Origin of the sequence: Streptomyces nigrescens, from assembly GCF_027626975.1 — a bacterium.
GTDB lineage: Bacteria > Actinomycetota > Actinomycetes > Streptomycetales > Streptomycetaceae > Streptomyces > Streptomyces nigrescens.
On the sequence record NZ_CP114203.1, the window covers coordinates 9,388,937 to 9,405,172 of the forward strand.

Genomic DNA, 16,236 nt, shown 5'->3' on the forward strand with positions numbered 1-16,236 from the left:
ACGTGCCGTCCGAAACGCCGAAGGAGAGATCGTGGTGGCAGCAAAAGTCGAGAACCGCGGGACCACGTCCGCGCAGCTTCTCAGGGGCCAGAAGGCGCTGGTGACCGGCGCCAACTCGGGCATCGGCCTGGCGACCGCCGTTGCCCTGGGCCGGGCCGGAGCGGACGTCGTGGTGAACTACGTCGTCGGCGCGCACGAGGCAGAGAATGTCGTGAAGGAGATCGAGAGCTTCGGGGTCCGCGCCTACGCCCATGAAGCCGACGTGTCCGATGAGGACCAGGTGACCGCCATGGTCGCGCGGATGGTCGAGGAGTTCGGCACCATCGACATCATGGTGGCCAACGCGGGCCTCCAGCGGGACGCGGCCGTGACGGAGATGACGCTCGCCCAGTGGCAGAAGGTCATCGACGTCAACCTGACCGGCCAGTTCCTGTGCGCGCGGGAGGCCGCCAAGGAGTTCATCCGGCGCGGCGTGGTGGAGGAGGTCTCCCGTTCGGCCGGAAAGATCATCTGTATGAGCTCGGTCCACCAGATCATCCCGTGGTCGGGCCATGTGAACTACGCGTCCTCCAAGGGCGGCGTGGGCATGCTGATGACAACCCTCGCCCAGGAGCTGGCTCCCCAGCGGATCAGGGTCAACGCGGTCGCACCCGGAGCCATCCGCACGCCGATCAACCGCGACGCCTGGTCCACGCCCGAGGCCGAGGCCGACCTGCTGCGCCTGATCCCGTACCGCCGCGTGGGCGACCCGGACGACATCGCCAACGCCGTCGTCGCCATGGCGTCCGACCTGCTCGACTACGTCGTCGGCACCACGCTCTTCGTCGACGGCGGAATGACGCTCTTCCCCGGCTTCGCCACCGGAGGCTGATCCTCGATGCGGGCCGGACTTCCGTAGCAGGCTGGGAGCGGCACTCGGCTGGTCCGTCGCCTTCGCCACCAGCACGCGCCGTGAACGCGCCGTCACCGTGCCCGAGACCGACGCGCCGGCCGCTCGGGAGTCCGGGCCGAAGGAGCCTGTGCCGCCTTCCTGACGACGGCCCCGGTCGGCCCCTTACGGGCGCCCCTCTGCATTCCGTCCCCCTCAGCCCCGCCACCCCGCAGGGCAGACCATCGAGGCGCACATGCTCAGCACAGCTGCCCTTCTGGCGAACGACGCCCCGGCCCAGCTCCTTCCCGCCCGAGAGCTCATGGCCTTCACCCTGGCCTCGCACATCCTGCTGGTCCCGTTCGGCGTGGCACTGCCGTTCATCACGTTGCTCATGCACCACCGGGCGCTCCGCCGCAACAACCCCGTCGCCCTCACGCTCGCCCGGCGCTGGTCGGCGGTGATGGCCGTCCAGTTCGCCATCGGCATCGTCACCGGCACCGTGCTGTCCTTCGAGTTCGGCCTACTGTGGCCCGGCATGATGGGCCGCTGGGGCGACGTCTTCGGACTCGGGTTCGGCGTCGAGGCATGGGCGTTCTTCCTGGAGGCCGTCCTGATCGCGATCTACCTCTACGGCTGGCGCCGGCTCAAGCCCTGGACGCACTTCTGGCTGGCCGTACCGCTCCCGCTGGCGGCCCTGATGGGGGCGTTCGGCATCATCGCGGCCAACTCCTGGATGAACACCCCCCAGGGGTTCAGCCTCGACGCACAGGGCAAGCCGGTCCACGTCGACGTGCGGCAGGCGGTCTTCACACCGATCTTCGGCCCGGAGTACTGGCACTTCGTGGTCGCGATGCTCCTGACCGCGGGCTACGTGGTCGCCGGTGTGTACGCGGTCGGCTGGCTGCGCGGGCGCCGCGACCGCTACCACCGGCTCGGCTTCACCGTGCCTTTCACGGTTGCCGCGATCCTCACACCGGTTCAGTTCATGCTCGGCGACTCCGCCGCTCGCGCCGTCTTCCACAAGCAGCCGATCAAGTTCGCCGCCATGGAGATCGTCTGGAAGACCGACACCCACGTACCGGAGTACATGTTCGGACGGCTGCACCCCGACGGGACGATCTCCGGCGGGCTCAAGATTCCCCAACTCGACTCGGTTCTCGCCGGCTTCAGCACGAAGACCAAGGTGACGGGCCTGTCGTCGGTCGCCGCGAGTGACCGCCCGACGGCGACTCAGGCCACCATCGCCCACTGGGCCTTCGACATCATGGTCACCATCGGCAGCGCGCTGATCCTGCTCGCGCTCTGGTACGCCTGGTCCTGGTGGCGACACCGGGACAACCCTGGCAGCCGCTGGTTCTACCGCTGCGCCGCGATCGCGGGAATCGCCTGCCTGGTCACCGTTGAGTGTGGGTGGATCACCACGGAGGTCGGGCGGCAGCCCTGGATCGTCTACCACCACATGAGGGTCTCGGAGGCGGTGACCAGTACTGGGGCCGGGGCGCTGTGGGCGATGTTCGGCATCGTCATGGCCGTGTACGTGGCCGTGTTCGGCGCGTTCCTGGCGGTCGTGCTGAAGATGCGCACCCGCTGGCGCATCGCTGACGAGGGCTCGGCCGCCGTACATGCCGAACTGCCACCGGAGGCCGACACACCCTATGGGCCCAGAAGCGAGCCCGAGCCCTCAGCTGCCGGGGCCCCGCCCGCCGGCGGGTCCGATCACACCCCTGGCGGTGCGTCGTAATGGCCGCATTCATCGCATGGGTGCTGGTGCTCGCGATCGCCGCCTACGCCTGCGCCGGGGGCACCGACTACGGCGCGGGCTTCTGGGACCTCCTGGCCGGCGGCGCGGAGCGCGGCAGGCGGCCCCGCTGGCTGATCGACCACGCCATGGCACCGGTCTGGGAGGCCAACAACGTCTGGTTGATCTTCGTCCTGGTCATCATGTGGACCGGCTTCCCGACGATGTTCCAGGCCGTCTTCTCGGCGATGTGGCTGCCGCTCGCCCTCGCCGCCGTCGGCCTGGTGCTCCGCGGCGCCGGATTCGCCCTGCGCAAGCCGACCCGTCGCCTGGCCCAACGACGCATCTACGGCGCGGTGTTCGCCATCTCGTCACTGCTCACGCCGTTCTTCCTCGGGACGGTGCTCGGCGGCATCGCCGCGGGCCGGGTCAAGGTCGGCACGACCGCCTCCGCGGACGCCTGGGCCAACGGAACCTCCGTCCTCGTGGGACTGCTGGCCGTCGCCGCCACCGCGTTCCTCGGGGCGGTCTTCCTCTGCTCCGATGCCCTGAGGTACGGCGCCGACGACCTCGTCGACTACTTCCGCCTGCGGGCGCTGATCGCCTTCGCCGCGGTTGTCGTCCTCGCACTCATCGGCCTGCCCGTCACCCGCAACGACGCCGGTTACGTCCGGGACGGCCTCACCGGGGGCCCGGGCCTGCTCCTGATCATCCTGGCCGCGGTCTGCGGTCTGGCCACGGTCCTGCTCCTGTGGCGCCGCTCTTACGGAGGGTCCCGCTACACCTCGGTGGCGAGCGTCGCTCTGACCGTCGGCGCCTGGGGCTTCGCGCAGCGGCCTTATGTGCTGCCCACCTCGCTGACGGTGGCCGAGGCGGCCGGCGCCGCCCACACGCTGCGCTGGCTGGTGATCGTCACGGCCATCGCGATCGTGCTGGTCGGTCCGGCGCTGGTGCTGCTCTACCGGCTGGCCACCATGGGGGAGCTGGAGGAGCTCACCGACGCCGACACCCGGGCCGCCGGAGTCCCTGGGGACAACCTGTAGCGGCGCTGCGTACGACGCACCGTCAGCCCAGCCGGGCGGCGATGTGGTCGCCGACCCGCAGGGCGTTGGCGATGGCGGTCAGGGACGGGTTCACGGCGCCGATGCTGGGGAAGAAGCTGGTGTCCACGACATAGAGGTTGTCGAGGTCGTGCGCCTTGCAATGGACGTCGAGGGCCGAACTCCTCGGGTCGTCGCCGAACCGCACGGTGCCGGCCTGGTGCGCGGTGGCGCCGATCGGCATGCCCTTGTGCAGATAGATGCTGTGATCCAGCAGGTGGTGCTCGTGCATGCCCAGATGCCCGAGCATGCCCTGCAGCTTGTTCTGGAGACGCTTCAGCGCGGCGATGTTGTTCTTCTCGTCGAGGGCCAGGTGGATGGCGTCGTCCTTGTCGAGGGTGACCCGGCTCCCGGGCAGCGGGAGGTCCTCTCCGCACAGCCAGAAGTCGACGGCGTGGTGCGCCAGTACCTCGAAGGGCATGTCGGGCGAGACCGCGCCGGCCCAGCGCGGCGCCTCGCCATGGATCTGGTCGGAGTCCGACTTGCCGAGCATCTGAATGCCGCCGAGCGGATACTCCCAGTCGTCCGCGCCCAGGTACCAGTCGTTCAGCGCCAGGGTCTTCTGGAATCTGGTGGGATTCGGCTCCTTCGACACCGCCATCAGGGCCAGGTTGTTGTGACGCATGTAGTGGCGTCCCACCACGTCCGAGCTGTTGGCCAGGCCGCCGGGGTGCTTGTCGTTGGCCGAACGGAGCAGCAGGACGGCGGAGTTGACCGCGCCGCAGGCGACCACCACGATGTCGGCGCTGAATCCCTCGGTCGCTCCGTTCTCGAGCTCGGCGACGACCCTGGTGACGGTGCGTCCGGTCGCGTCGGTCTCCAAGCGCCGCACATGGGCGTGGGTCACCATCGTGACATTGCCGTACGAGAGCGCCGGGTCGACGCAGATCACCTGCGCGTCGGACTTCGCGCCCATCAGGCAGGGGAAGCCGTCGACCCGGTCGCACCGGATGCAGACGCTGTCATGGGTGGCCCGGCCGTGCTCGTCCTGGGTGAGGTTCACGCCGATGGGCAGGTGGAAGGGGTGCAGGCCGGCCTTCTCCAGATCGTCGCTGAGCTGCTGGATGCGCGCCTCGTGCTCGACCGGCGGGTATGCGTACTGCGCGCTGGTCGGCCCTCCGGTGGGGTCCTCGCCGTGCCGGCCGTGCACCAGGTAGAGGTGTTCGGCCTGGGTGTAGTACGGCTCCAGGTCCTCGTAGCGGATCGGCCAGGCCGGAGAGATGCCGTCGTGATGGCGCAGTTCGCCGAAGTCCTCGGGCCGGAGCCGGAAGAGCGCGGCGCCGTAGAACTTGGTGTTGCCGCCGACGTAGTAGTTCACCTCCGGGGGGAACTCCTTGCCCTGCTTGTCGTACCAGAACTCGGGGGCCCGGTACTTGCCCTTGACGAAGACGGCGGTGGAGTCCCAGTTGTCCCGCTCCCGCGGCAGGTAGCCGCCGCGTTCCAGGATCAGGACCCGCTTCCCCGTGGGGGCCAGCCGGTGCGCGAGCGTACCGCCGCCGGCTCCCGTACCGATGATGATGACGTCGTAGTGCTGATCGTCGGTCATGAGAGGGTCCCGCTTCTAGGAGTCGTCGGCTGTCCTGGCCGTCGTGCCCGTCCGGGGACCGCTGCGCTGTTCCGGAGGGGCACCCGCACAATCGGGATATTTCCGTGCCAATTTCCAAACTAGGGGGTGGGTTGGGTAGCGGCGACCCGGGAGCCGGACAGGTGCGTCGTCACCCGATCTCCCGCACGGTGCGTACCGCCTCGTCGACGATCGTCCGTGGGTCGGCTGTCGCATCGACGGTCAGGCCGGGCTCGTCCGGCCGCAGCGGTTCGAGGTCGGCGTACTGGGAGTCCAGCAGCCGGGCGGGCATGAAATGGTCCATCCGGCCTGCGACCCGTCGGTCGGCGGTCGCCCGGTCGAGCGCCAGATACAGGAACCACACGCCTGCGCCTGCCTGGCGGAACAGATCCCGGTACTCGTGCTTGAGTGCCGAGCACGCCACCACCCCGCCCTGGCCGTCGTGGGTTGCCCTGCGGATCCAGTCGGCGACGGACATCAGCCACGGCCGGCGATCCTCGTCGTCGAGCGGGTGGCCTGCGGCCATCTTGGCGCGGTTCGCGGCCGGGTGGAGGTCGTCCGCCTCCAGGAAGGGCACCATGAGCCGCTGCGCGAGTAGCCTTCCCACGGTCGACTTCCCTGACCCCGAGACGCCCATGACCACCACGACCGAGGGCATCGCGGTCAGAGGACGGCGATGGGGTTGACCGGTGACCCGGTGGCATCCGGCAGCCTCAGCGGGGCGATCACACAGAGGAACGACCAGCGCCCCTCCGCCGCGCAGAGCGGCGCCAGGTCCTCGAACTGCAGGTAGTCCAGCAGGTGAAGGCCCATGGCGTGGATCGCCAGGACATGCACGGGGAAGTCGACGCCCTCGGTGGAACTGGGGGCGGTGTCGTTGTTGCCGTCGCCGCCGAGCACGGCGACCCGCCGGTCTGCCAGGAACTCCAGCGCGGACGGATGGAGTCCGGCGCGCGCGTCCGCCGCGTGCCAGGCTCCCAGTTCGGCGCGGCGTCGGCGGTGGCCGACCCGGACGAAGAGAAGGTCGCCCTCGGTCACGCGGACGCGCTGGGCGGTCTCGGCCGCGGTCAGGTCGTCGGCGGTCACATGATCACCCGGTTCGAGCCACCGCACACCACGCAGCCGCGGGATGTCCAGCAGCACTCCGCGTCCGACGATCCCGTCGCGAGCGGCCTCGATGGAGAGCGTGGTGGCCCCGTCCGCCGTGACGCTGCTCGCGGCCACGCCGCCGTGCAGCGTGCCGTCGTAGATCACGTGACAGAGGGCGTCGATGTGGCTGTCGGCGTCGCCGTGCACGTTCATCGCGAAGCTGTCCCTCGCGAAGTGGAGCCCGCCCGGGACGTCTTCCTCCGGCTGCCCGCTCATCCGGTGCCTCGCGGGCTCCGGATTGTCCGGACCGGGCAGCGTCTCCACCGGCGCGGCGAGCGTCACCGTCCGGCCGGTCCGCACCTCCCGGGCGGCGGCCAGCACCCGGGCGGGAGTGAGCGCGTCCAGAGCACCCCGGTCCCCCGAGGCCCAGGCGGCGCGTGAGAGCAGACGCCGGTACAGGACGTCGAACTCGTCCGCGGTCAGCCGTGGCGGTTTCGCCGGGCGGGCATGGGTGACCATGCGTCAGCGCCCTTGCTCCGCGTCGAGCGCCTGGTCGAGAGTGGTGGCCGCCATGATGAGCGACAGGTGGGTGAACGCCTGCGGGAAGTTGCCCAGTTGCTCCCCGGTCGGACCGACCTCCTCGGCGAAGAGCCCGATGTGGTTGGCGTAGGTCTGCATCTTCTCGAAGGCGTAGCGGGCCTGGGCCAGCCGGCCCGCCCGGGCCAGTGCGTCGACGTAGAGGAAGGTGCACAGACTGAAGGTGCCCTCCGAGCCGCGCAGCCCGTCCGGCGATGCCGCGGGGTCGTAGCGGTAGACGAGGCTGTCGGAGACGAGCTTGCGGTCCATCGCGTCGAGCGTGGAGAGCCAGGCCGGGTCCTTCGGTGCGATGAACCCGACCCTCGGCATGAGCAACAGGGAAGCGTCCAGGACGTCACCGCCGTAGTGCTGGACGAAGGCGCCCTCCTGCTCGCTCCAGCCGCGTTCCATGACCTGCTCGAGGATGGCGTCCCTGGCGCTGCGCCACTTCTCCACGTCGGCTGGCCTGCGGAAGTGCTCGGCCAGGCTCAGCCCATGGTCGAAGGCGACCCAGGACATCACCCGGCTGTAGGTGAAGTCCTCGCGGCCGCCGCGGGTCTCCCAGATGCCCTCGTCCGGCCGGTCCCAGGCGTCGGCGAACCAGTCCAGCGCCCTGGCCATCGCCTTCCAGCCGCGGTAGGTGGCCTGCTGCCCGATCTCGCGGCCCTGGGACACCCCGTAGAGGGCCTCACCGTAGATGTCCAGCTGGAGCTGGTCGGCGGCGCCGTTGCCGATGCGGACGGGGTAGGAGCCGCGGTAGCCCTCGAAGTGTTCGAGTATCTCCTCCGGCAGGTCCGGATTGCCGTCGATCCGGTACATGGTCTGGAGCGGCTCATCCTCCTTGCCCTCGCGCTCGTGCAGCCTGTCCACCAGCCAGTGGACGAAGGCGGTGGCCTCCTCGACGAAGCCGAGGTCCAGCATGGCCCGCACGGACAGCGAGCCGTCGCGTACCCAGGTGAACCGGTAGTCCCAGTTCCGCTCTCCGCCGATCTGCTCGGGCAGGCCCGTGGTGGCAGCCGCGATCAGAGCACCCGTGGGGGCGTAGGTGAGGAGCTTGAGGGTGATGACCGAGCGGTGCACCAGCTCGGGCCACCGCCCCCGGTAGCGGGACTGGCGCAGCCACTTCTGCCAGAAGAGGCCGGTGTCGTCGACCTGCGCGGTGAGCCCGTCGACCGTCAGAGGTGCGGGCGCCTCGCCGCCGGAGGCGCAGACCGTGAACACGGCGCCGCCCGACTCGCCGGCCCTCAGCGTCACCCTGCCGTACACATCCTGGCCGTCCCGCTCCAGCGGGAAGGAAGTCTGCAGGTGCGCGTCCATCCCCGGGGCGCGGAACAGGCCGCTGTTCTCGCCGAGCTCCAGCCGGTGCTCGGCCCGGCCGTAGTCGAAGCGCGGCCGGCACTCGAGCATGAAGTCGACGGTTCCCCGCACGGCACGCACCACGCGTATCAGGGTGTGACGGTCGCTAGCGGTGCGGGTCCGGTCCGGCGGCATGAGATCAACCACCTCGCCCACGCCGTCCGGTGACATGAACCGGGTCACCAGAATGGCCGTGTCGGGGTAGTAGAGCTGCTTGCAGGTCGCCTCGGGGTGCTCGGGAGCCAGCCGCAGGTACCCGCCGCCGTCGTGATCGAGCAGCGCGGCGAAGATGCTGGGCGAGTCGAACCGGGGAGCGGCGAACCAGTCGACGACACCCTGCGACGAGACGAGCGCGGCGGTCTGCAGGTCGCCCACCAGGCCGTGCTCGGCGATGGGAGGGTAGCGATCCATGGCTGCTCCGGCGTCTCGGAATGGCCCCTGGGGCCAACTATCCGCCACTCGGGTGGCCCTTGCCACGTCGCGGTGGTTGACGGCCGCTCGCCCGCTGCCGCCGCCCACGGTCGGGCCGGCGCCCTTACGGCGCCAACGGCGGCCGGCCGCAGACCCGCCGCGGCCAGGGCCTTCGCCGGTCGTCGAAGTGACCACGGATGCGGGAGCCGAGTAGCGCACTCGGCTTGCCGACCCCCTCCCCTCGGGCGTTACTGACGGGGTTCGACCGGTCACAGACGGGTCTCCCGATTCCGGCGCTCGGGCGCCGCAGCGCCGCGGTGTGCCCGCCGGCCGGCGATGGAGGTTGTGCATGGAGATGATCCACGTCCGACTGGTGAGTCCCCCTGATCTCACTCCCCGAGCAGTGGGACTGCTGACCGGCGACCGCTATGTCTTCAACCTGGTCATCCTCCCTGAACAGGCGCGCAACCCCGACGGCGACGCGATCGAGTGCGACATCCTGGCGGGTGCGGCCAACGCCGTGCTGCGCGGGCTGCGCGAGCTGGGAATCGACCGCCGCGGATCCCTCGTCATCGAACCGGTCGAGATGGCCTTCTTGGGTACAGCGGCCGAGGCGCAGCAGAAGCAGCTCGGGGCGCTCGCGCACGCGCCGGTCTGGGCGGAGGTCGAAGCCCGCATCCGCGCCGAGGGCACCTATCTGCCGAGCTTCTATGTCTACCTGGTCATCGCAGGCGTCATCGGGGCGGTGGGAATCATCACCAACTCCCAGATCCTGATCGTCGCGGCGATGGTCGTCGGACCGGAGTACGGCGCGATCACCAGCGTCGCCCTGGGCATCGACCGCGGCAACGGCACCAGGGTCCGGCAGGGCTTGTTCGCCCTGACCGCGGGATTCCTGCTGGCCATCGTGGCGACGCTCCTGTTCTCGTGGGCGATCCGGGGCTTCGGTCTCCAGCCTGAGGCATTCGACCTGGGCCTCAGGCCGGTCTCCTCGCTCATCAACACCCCCAATGTCTTCTCCGTGGTCGTTGCGGTGCTGGCCGGCATCGTCGGGATCGTGTCCCTGACCCAGGCCCGGACGAGCGCGTTGCTCGGCGTCTTCATCTCGGTCACCACCATCCCGGCCGCCGCCGACATCGGCGTCTCCTGCGCGTTCTCCAGCTGGAGCGAGGCACGCGGCTCCTTGATTCAACTCCTGCTCAACATCGTGCTGCTGATCGTGGTGGGCGTGCTGATGCTCAGATTCCAACGGGCCGTCTGGCGGCGCATCAGCCGGGGCAGCGGGGTCTCGGGCGGCAGGTGAGGACGCCGCCCCGTCCGGCTGCTTTTCTGCGGCCCCCAGAGGGTGAACGTGCCGGGCGATTCCGCCCGCAGGAACGTGTCGCGCTTGACCGGGCCGGTGCGGGACCGCACCCTCCCGACGAGGGGCCCGACGCCACAGGCCACCACGCCCATGTCCACGGACCCGGCGGACCGAGGAGGCCACGCGTGCAGGAGAGCCGCACCGGACGGCAACTGACCCTCCGCCACGGCGCGCACAGTGCCGTCATCGTCGAGCTGGGCGCGGCGCTCCGGTCGTACGCGGTCGGTGAACGTCCCGTGGTCGACGGATTCGCCGAACAGGACCAGATCAACGGTGGGCGCGGCCAGATCCTGGTGCCGTGGCCCAACCGGATCCGGGACGGCCAATACCACTGGGACGGGCAGGACCGGCAGCTTCCGCTCACCGAGCCTGGAGGCGGCAACGCCATCCACGGGCTGCTCCGGTGGGTCGCATGGCGGGTCGAGGAAGTGAGTGACAGCCGGGCCGTCCTGGAGGTCCCGCTGTGGCCGCAGCCGGGCTACCCGTTTCACCTGCACGTCCGCGCCGAGTACACCCTGGGGGAGGGCGGGCTCGAAGTCGCCGTCACCGCGCGCAACCTTGACGCGAGCGCCGCACCCTACGGCTTCGGCCAGCACCCTTACGTCATGGCGGGAACCGCCGTCGTCGACCAGGCGGTGTTGACCGTCCCCGCACGGACGTGGCTGCGCACCGACGAGCGCGGCCTGCCGGTGGCCGCCGAGCCGGTCGCCGGGACCGAGTACGACCTGCGAACGCCACAGCCTGTCGGAGCGCTCCGGCTGGACACGCCCTTCGGCGACCTCGACCGGGACGCGGACGGGCGGGCCGTGGTCCGTCTGGCCCACCCGTCAGGTGCTCTCGGTACGGACGTGTGGCTCGGTGAAGGCGCCCACTACGTACAGCTCTACACGGGCGACACCCTCGCACCGGGGGATCGACGGCGCGCGCTCGCCATCGAGCCGATGACCTGCCCGCCGGACGCCTTCCGCAGCGGCACCGGGCTCGTCAGCCTCGGCCCCGGCGAGCAGCACACCGTCCGGTGGGGGATCACGCCGTGGGGTGGGTGACGGCGCCGTCACTCACCCTAAGGAGCCTCCCGTGACGACGGACCAGGTGCTCATCGGTGTGGGCCTGATCCTGCTCCTCGCCGTCGGATCGCAGATCCTGGCCGGCCGCCTGCGCGTCCCCGCCCTCATCGTCCTCCTGCCGGTCGGCTTCGCCGCCGGCGCGCTGATCGACGACGTCAATCCCGAACAGTTGCTGGGGGCGGCGTTCTCACCACTGGTGTCGCTGGCCGTCGCAGTGATCCTCTACGACTCGGGTCTCGGACTGGACCTGGCACTCCTGAAGGGGCACACCCGCCGAGTCGTCGTCCGGCTGATCTGGATCGGTGTCCTGATCACCTGGCTGCTCGGCACGCTTCTCGCCGCGGCGCTGCTGGGCATGCCCCAGCGGGCAGCCGTCATGATCGGCGCGATCCTCGTGGTCTCGGGGCCGACGGTCGTCGGACCGCTGCTCAGCTTCGTGCGGCCCAAGGACCGGCTCCAGCGCATCCTGATCTGGGAAGGCTCCCTCATCGACCCGGTCGGCGGCATCCTGGGAGCACTTGTCTTCCACGCGGTCGTGGCGAGCACGGGTCACCATTTCGGCACCGTGGTGGGAGGTTTCCTGGCCAGCGTGGGCGTCGGAGCCGCCGGGGGAGTGGTCGGGGCGGCTCTGCTGTGGGCGCTGTTCCGGGTGCTGCGGCTCGGCGAGGTGCTGGGCACCACGGCGCAGCTCGCCGCCGTGATCGGTGTGGCGGCGTTCTGCGACGTCCTGCGCGGCGACACAGGACTCATCGCCGCCGTGGTGATGGGCCTGGCGGTGGCCAACCTCCCCGGCATCGACGTCCCAGCGCGTCGGCCGTTCTTCGAGACCCTGGCCAGCCTCATCCTGGGCCTGCTCTTCATCTCGATCTCGGCCACCGTCACCCCGCATTCGCTGCGCCATGTATGGCTGCCCGCGCTCGGGCTCGCCGTCTTGCTGGTTCTGGTCGTCAGGCCGCTGGTCGCGGCCGTGTCAACCCTCGGCACCGACCTGACGCGCGGCGAGCGGGGCTTCATCGGCTGGATGGCGCCGCGTGGCATCGTGGCGGCCGCAACGGCGTCGACGTTCTCGGCCGCCTTGGTGGCCAAGGGGATCGGCGGCGCGTCGGAGATCCTTCCGGCTACGTTCGTGGTCATCGTCACGACCGTGACGCTCTATGGCCTGACCGCCTCGCTCGCGGCTCGGCGCCTGGGCGTTGTGCGCCCCTCGCGCTCGCGTCCGCTGCTGGTCGGCGGCGACCCCTGGGTGGTCGATCTGGGTGTGGCCCTGAGGTCGGCAGGGCTGGAGGTGCTGATGTGGTCAGGGGAAGAGGAGCAGCGCGAACGCATCCGGCAGGCAGGGATCGAGCTTGCGCCCGGGGAACTGCTGGCAGCCGCCACCGGTGGTGCTGCCGAGTTGGAGGGCATCACGGCGGTGTACTTCCTTACCGCCGAGGACGACTTCAACGCACTGGCGGCGGTGATTCTGCGTGGCACCGTGGAGGAGACGGTGCATCGCCTCAACGCACCGCCCGAGAGCCACGGCGTGGTGGCGCCGTTCATCGGCGGCGAGATCCTGTTCGGCGCCGATCTGACCTGGCCGGCACTCGCCCGCAAGTACGCGGACGGGGCTGCCGTCCTGGCACAGCCCGCTGGTGATTCGCTGCCGCCCGACTGCGATCTGCTGTTCCTGGTGCGGCCGGACGGCCGCCTCGACCCGGTCATGGAAGGCAGCACACCGCTGCCCGGCCCGGGGGACACGGTCGTCCTGCTGGCCCCGGGCGGGCGGGGAGGCCGACCCGAGGTCTGAACCTGCCGGTCCTGGGGCTGGGGCCAGGACCCCGCCAGAGGTTCAGGCTTCGGCCCCGAAGGCCGTGCCACACCTTCCGAGCTGACCGTGGCGCTCCACGTCGCTCGGCCCCGAACGATGCCCTCAACCGGGGCGTGAGCCGGTCTGTTTCGGCCCCCGTGACGCGATACGGCCCACCTCCCAGCAAGCCCGCGCTATAGGGGCAGCCGTGAGACCGCGTGAGAGTATCGCGCATGCGCGCAGCGGCGGGCTGCACGAGGATGCCTTGCTCGGCGTGGTCATGTCCTGGCCCGAGTGCGCACCGGGCACTCATTAACCTGCGGCATCGCCTGGCAGCCGAGCAGGTACTTGGGGCCGAGGGGCCCCCAGTTGCCCCTGCCTCCGGGCCGGACCCGCGCCCCCAGGATTCGTCCCGCACCGACTCTCACGTCCCTCGCATCCCCGCTGGGGGCTCTGCCCATACGGCCGGGCCGTTCTTCACCGGGTCTTGTTCCGGTCGAACCAGATCGTGGCGAATGTCGGCGCGATTCCTGCCCAGAGCAGTACCTGCGGCAACGTCCGCTCTTCCCACGGGACTTGGGTGATCAGCAGGGCGCACAGCATGGCCCAGACGGCCTGGGCCACCACGATGCGGGCCCACCGGCGGCGGCGTATCAGTGACCGCACGTTGAGCCGGACGCCGGCGCGCCGCCGCCGGTAGCGGAGGAGGGCACCGACGAGCCAGATGGCGGTCATCGGCACGAGGTCCCACAAGCGCTGGCCAAGTGGCAGTGGCAACTCCCGCTGCACCTCGCCCTCGACGGCGAACAGGTCCATCCCCGCCCCGGTGAGGCAGACGCAGAGCAGAGCAAGCCACCGCACGCCGCGCAGCATGCGGTACGTGGCCTGGTCGAGACCGCGCTGCAGCTCGGTGGAGTCCGGCGCGGAGGCAAGCCCGGTGGCGTAGAGGTCGGCGGCCCGGGGGGCCTTGACGCCCGGGGCCTCGGCGGCCTTGCGGGTCTGCGCGGCCAGGGCCTCGGCATGGGTGGGGTCGAGTCGGAGGATGGCGCGTTCGAGCTGGTCGGCGCGGGTGATGTTGCCCGAGAAGGTGGCGATCTGGTGGGCGATTTCGTGGGCGTAAACCTCTTCGGGGCCCAGCCGCAGCGCCTCCGAGGCCAGGTCGGCCGCCTCGCGGTAGACAAGGTCGACCTCGTGGGGCTCGGGCTTCCTGGAGCCGTTCGCCTGGAAGTAACGGACCATCGACATGCGGCACACGGCGTCGGCGAGCATCGTGTAGCCGTACCAGTGCTGCGGGTCGGCTCGCACCGCCTCGCGCAGCACGGGCTCGGCCGCGCGCCATGAGCTGTTGGGCCCGCTGGTCAGTGCCTTGGCGCGCAGGATGAGTACGTAGAAGTCCTCGGGGGCGATTTTGAGGGCCTCGTCGGCCGCCTCCAGGGCTTGTTCCGGCTGCTGCATTTTGAGGTGGCAGTAGCCGAGCTCGATCCAGGCGCGTGTGTCGCCGGGGTCTTCGACCAGGTGCTGCGACAGCAGGGCACGGGCCTGGTCGTAGCGTTCGAAATCGATGAGGGCCTGGGCCTGTTCGACAGCTGGGTGCAGTGTGGTCACAGTTTCCGCTTCTTCTTCAGGTAGGCCACCAGGTCGTCGTACATCCCGCCGTCATTCGCGTACATCGCCACGTTGCGGGCAGACGCGAACCACGGCTCCGTCGAGGGCGCGATCTGTCCCGCCGCGGCCAGCAGGTCCTTCATCCCGATCAGGCGTACGGTCCCGGTACGGGCCGAGTCCAGCAGCGCGTGCTCGGCCGCGGCCTCGCACACATGGGCCAGATCGGCGCCGGACAGGCCGTCGGTGGCCTTGACGAGCTTGCCGAGGTCGACGTTCTCGATGGGTCGCTCACGCAGGTGATAGCGGAGGATCGCCTCCCGGGCGGGCCCGTCGGGCGGCAGCACCAGCAAGGTCCGGTCCAGTCGGCCGGGGCGGCGCAGAGCGATGTCCACGTCCCAGGGCACGTTGGTGGCGGCCAGCACGAACACACCCTCGTTCGCCGCCGCTTCGACTCCGTCCAGCTCGGTCAGCAATTGGTTGACCGTGTTGCGCATACCGCTGCTCTGGGTGCGGCTGCGCTTCCCGCCGAGCGCATCCAGTTCGTCCAGGAAGATCACGCACGGGGCCTGGCGGCGGGCAGTTTGGAAGAGCTCGTGCATGTTGCGCTCGGAGTTGCCGATCCACATGTCGAGCACATCGTTGACCGACACGGACAGGAAGTTCGCCCCGAGCTCACCGGCGACGGCCCGCGCGATGAAGGTCTTACCGCAGCCGGGCGGCCCGTACAGCAGTAGCCCCCCTCGCAGACTCTTGCCGTACAGGCGGCGCAGCTCCGGATTGCGCAACGGCGCCAGAAAGGCCGCCTCCAGCCGCTCCTTGACCTCCTGCATGCCGCCCACATCAGCGAGGCGGACGGGCCCCGGGCGTTCCACGTCCCAGGCAGCGGCGTCTCCAGGGTCACCGCCGCCGTCGACGGCGAGCGGCGCCTCAACGAACCGGGGCGGCACGGCATCACCGACCTGATCCTGGGCCGCCTTCCAGTCGAAGCCCGGGCTCGAAGCGGGGGCGGGAGGCGGCCCGAGCACCGAGTCCTGCGGCGGCACACCGGCGGGGGCGGGAGGCCGGGCGGGTACCGGAGCTTGTGGCGGCGGGGGAAGCGCGGCTTCGCCGGGGGTGCTTGCCGGAGTATGTGCCAGGGCCCGGACCATCAACTCGCGTGCCTGGACATCGCCGGGCGCGTGCTGCAACGCCGCAGCAACCTCCCCCACCGCGGCGTCACCGTGCCCCGCGCCCAGCAGCAACTCGGCGAGGTGCAACCGTAGGGGTACGTCATCGGGCGACGCCGCAACGGCGGTGCGCATGCTCTTGATCAGGGGGGATTCCGCCGACATGGCCCACACTTTACGGAACCGGCGCGAGTGACTTGCGGGCGCCCGTGATGTGCTCTGCGCACAACTTGCTGTGTGAGGACGTCTCGAGGACCCCGATCATCTGTGGGCCGTAGCCCTTTTTTCGGGACGCGCGGCCTGGCCTTGCGGGCGCCGGCCGCGTACTGATGGGCCCGGCACGACGTCGAGTCCACACCGACCATGCTCCAGCCGATCCGTCCGCTGAGATCGGCATCGGCTTGGACAGCGTGGAGGGTTCCGTCCCAAGTGCCGTCCGCCGACCAGCGGCGATGCTGTGCATAGGCGGTCTTCCCGGGTCCGTACCGGTCCGGCAGGTCCCGCCAGGGATCCAGGCAAGCCACCGACAGTGCGGGCCCCGGCA

At 70.2% G+C, this 16,236-nt stretch carries 12 protein-coding genes and 1 pseudogene; 6 read left to right on the forward strand and 7 right to left on the reverse strand.

The window, feature by feature from the left end; genetic code table 11:
• Positions 1-34 precede the first annotated feature (34 nt).
• The 3 genes from STRNI_RS40595 (at position 35) to STRNI_RS40605 (ending at position 3,652) form a co-directional block, all read left to right on the forward strand.
• Positions 35-871 carry an SDR family oxidoreductase gene (locus STRNI_RS40595; protein WP_148588260.1) on the forward strand — a complete coding sequence of 279 codons (837 nt, stop codon included), beginning with the start codon at positions 35-37 and terminating at the stop codon, positions 869-871.
• Between the two features lie 253 nt (positions 872-1,124).
• A complete protein-coding gene (locus tag STRNI_RS40600) occupies positions 1,125-2,612 on the forward strand; it encodes a cytochrome ubiquinol oxidase subunit I (protein WP_277413133.1) in 1,488 nt (495 codons plus the stop codon).
• Positions 2,612-3,652 (forward strand): cytochrome d ubiquinol oxidase subunit II, encoded by a 1,041-nt coding sequence (locus STRNI_RS40605; RefSeq protein ID WP_159492071.1) that lies wholly within the window; start codon positions 2,612-2,614, stop codon positions 3,650-3,652. Before STRNI_RS40600 ends, STRNI_RS40605 begins: the two co-directional genes overlap by 1 nt.
• 22 nt (positions 3,653-3,674) lie before the next feature.
• On the opposite strand, the gene STRNI_RS40610 is transcribed toward STRNI_RS40605, so the two are convergent.
• The 4 genes from STRNI_RS40610 to STRNI_RS40625 all read right to left on the reverse strand — a co-directional run bounded on the left by STRNI_RS40610 (position 3,675) and on the right by STRNI_RS40625 (position 8,705).
• Positions 3,675-5,255, reverse strand: a complete 1,581-nt coding sequence (locus STRNI_RS40610) for a GMC oxidoreductase (RefSeq protein WP_277413134.1) — start codon at positions 5,253-5,255, stop codon at positions 3,675-3,677.
• Positions 5,256-5,424: 169 nt separating this feature from the next.
• Positions 5,425-5,931, reverse strand: a complete 507-nt coding sequence (locus STRNI_RS40615) for a gluconokinase (RefSeq protein ID WP_148588249.1) — start codon at positions 5,929-5,931, stop codon at positions 5,425-5,427.
• Positions 5,932-5,936: 5 nt separating this feature from the next.
• Entirely contained in the window at positions 5,937-6,881 is a 945-nt protein-coding gene (locus tag STRNI_RS40620) for a cyclase family protein (RefSeq protein ID WP_277413135.1), read from the reverse strand.
• A gap of 3 nt (positions 6,882-6,884) precedes the next feature.
• On the reverse strand, positions 6,885-8,705 hold the full coding sequence (locus STRNI_RS40625) for a glycoside hydrolase family 15 protein (protein ID WP_159492079.1): 1,821 nt from the start codon (positions 8,703-8,705) through the stop codon (positions 6,885-6,887).
• A gap of 349 nt (positions 8,706-9,054) precedes the next feature.
• Here STRNI_RS40625 and STRNI_RS40630 point away from each other — a divergent pair, with 349 nt between their 5' ends.
• The 3 genes from STRNI_RS40630 (at position 9,055) to STRNI_RS40640 (ending at position 12,921) form a co-directional block, all read left to right on the forward strand.
• Complete coding sequence (locus STRNI_RS40630) at positions 9,055-10,008, forward strand: DUF389 domain-containing protein (RefSeq protein ID WP_148588252.1); 954 nt, start codon at positions 9,055-9,057, stop codon at positions 10,006-10,008.
• A 185-nt stretch (positions 10,009-10,193) separates the two neighbouring features.
• Complete coding sequence (locus STRNI_RS40635) at positions 10,194-11,114, forward strand: aldose 1-epimerase family protein (RefSeq protein ID WP_277413136.1); 921 nt, start codon at positions 10,194-10,196, stop codon at positions 11,112-11,114.
• A gap of 31 nt (positions 11,115-11,145) precedes the next feature.
• A complete protein-coding gene (locus STRNI_RS40640) occupies positions 11,146-12,921 on the forward strand; it encodes a cation:proton antiporter domain-containing protein (RefSeq protein WP_277413137.1) in 1,776 nt (591 codons plus the stop codon).
• A 477-nt stretch (positions 12,922-13,398) separates the two neighbouring features.
• Here STRNI_RS40640 and STRNI_RS40645 read toward each other — a convergent pair whose 3' ends face one another.
• From STRNI_RS40645 to STRNI_RS40655, 3 genes and pseudogenes are all read right to left on the reverse strand, one after another.
• Entirely contained in the window at positions 13,399-14,526 is a 1,128-nt protein-coding gene (locus STRNI_RS40645) for a tetratricopeptide repeat protein (RefSeq protein WP_277413138.1), read from the reverse strand.
• Positions 14,523-15,857 (reverse strand): ATP-binding protein, encoded by a 1,335-nt coding sequence (locus STRNI_RS40650; protein WP_277413139.1) that lies wholly within the window; start codon positions 15,855-15,857, stop codon positions 14,523-14,525. The genes STRNI_RS40645 and STRNI_RS40650 overlap by 4 nt, the downstream gene beginning before the upstream one ends.
• Positions 15,858-15,949: 92 nt before the next feature.
• Positions 15,950-16,201, reverse strand: a pseudogene (locus STRNI_RS40655) (transposase); the annotation flags it as partial.
• Positions 16,202-16,236 lie beyond the last annotated feature (35 nt).

Excerpts from the sequence above, each read along its gene's own strand:
- STRNI_RS40605 (WP_159492071.1), top strand. The coding sequence starts at position 2,612 with ATGGCCGCATTCATCGCATGGGTGCTGGTGCTCGCGATCGCCGCCTAC.
- STRNI_RS40615 (WP_148588249.1), bottom strand. The coding sequence starts at position 5,931 with ATGCCCTCGGTCGTGGTGGTCATGGGCGTCTCGGGGTCAGGGAAGTCG.
- STRNI_RS40610 (WP_277413134.1), bottom strand. The coding sequence starts at position 5,255 with ATGACCGACGATCAGCACTACGACGTCATCATCATCGGTACGGGAGCC.
- STRNI_RS40625 (WP_159492079.1), bottom strand. The coding sequence starts at position 8,705 with ATGGATCGCTACCCTCCCATCGCCGAGCACGGCCTGGTGGGCGACCTG.
- STRNI_RS40600 (WP_277413133.1), top strand. The coding sequence starts at position 1,125 with ATGCTCAGCACAGCTGCCCTTCTGGCGAACGACGCCCCGGCCCAGCTC.
- STRNI_RS40650 (WP_277413139.1), bottom strand. The coding sequence starts at position 15,857 with ATGTCGGCGGAATCCCCCCTGATCAAGAGCATGCGCACCGCCGTTGCG.
- STRNI_RS40620 (WP_277413135.1), bottom strand. The coding sequence starts at position 6,881 with ATGGTCACCCATGCCCGCCCGGCGAAACCGCCACGGCTGACCGCGGAC.
- STRNI_RS40630 (WP_148588252.1), top strand. The coding sequence starts at position 9,055 with ATGGAGATGATCCACGTCCGACTGGTGAGTCCCCCTGATCTCACTCCC.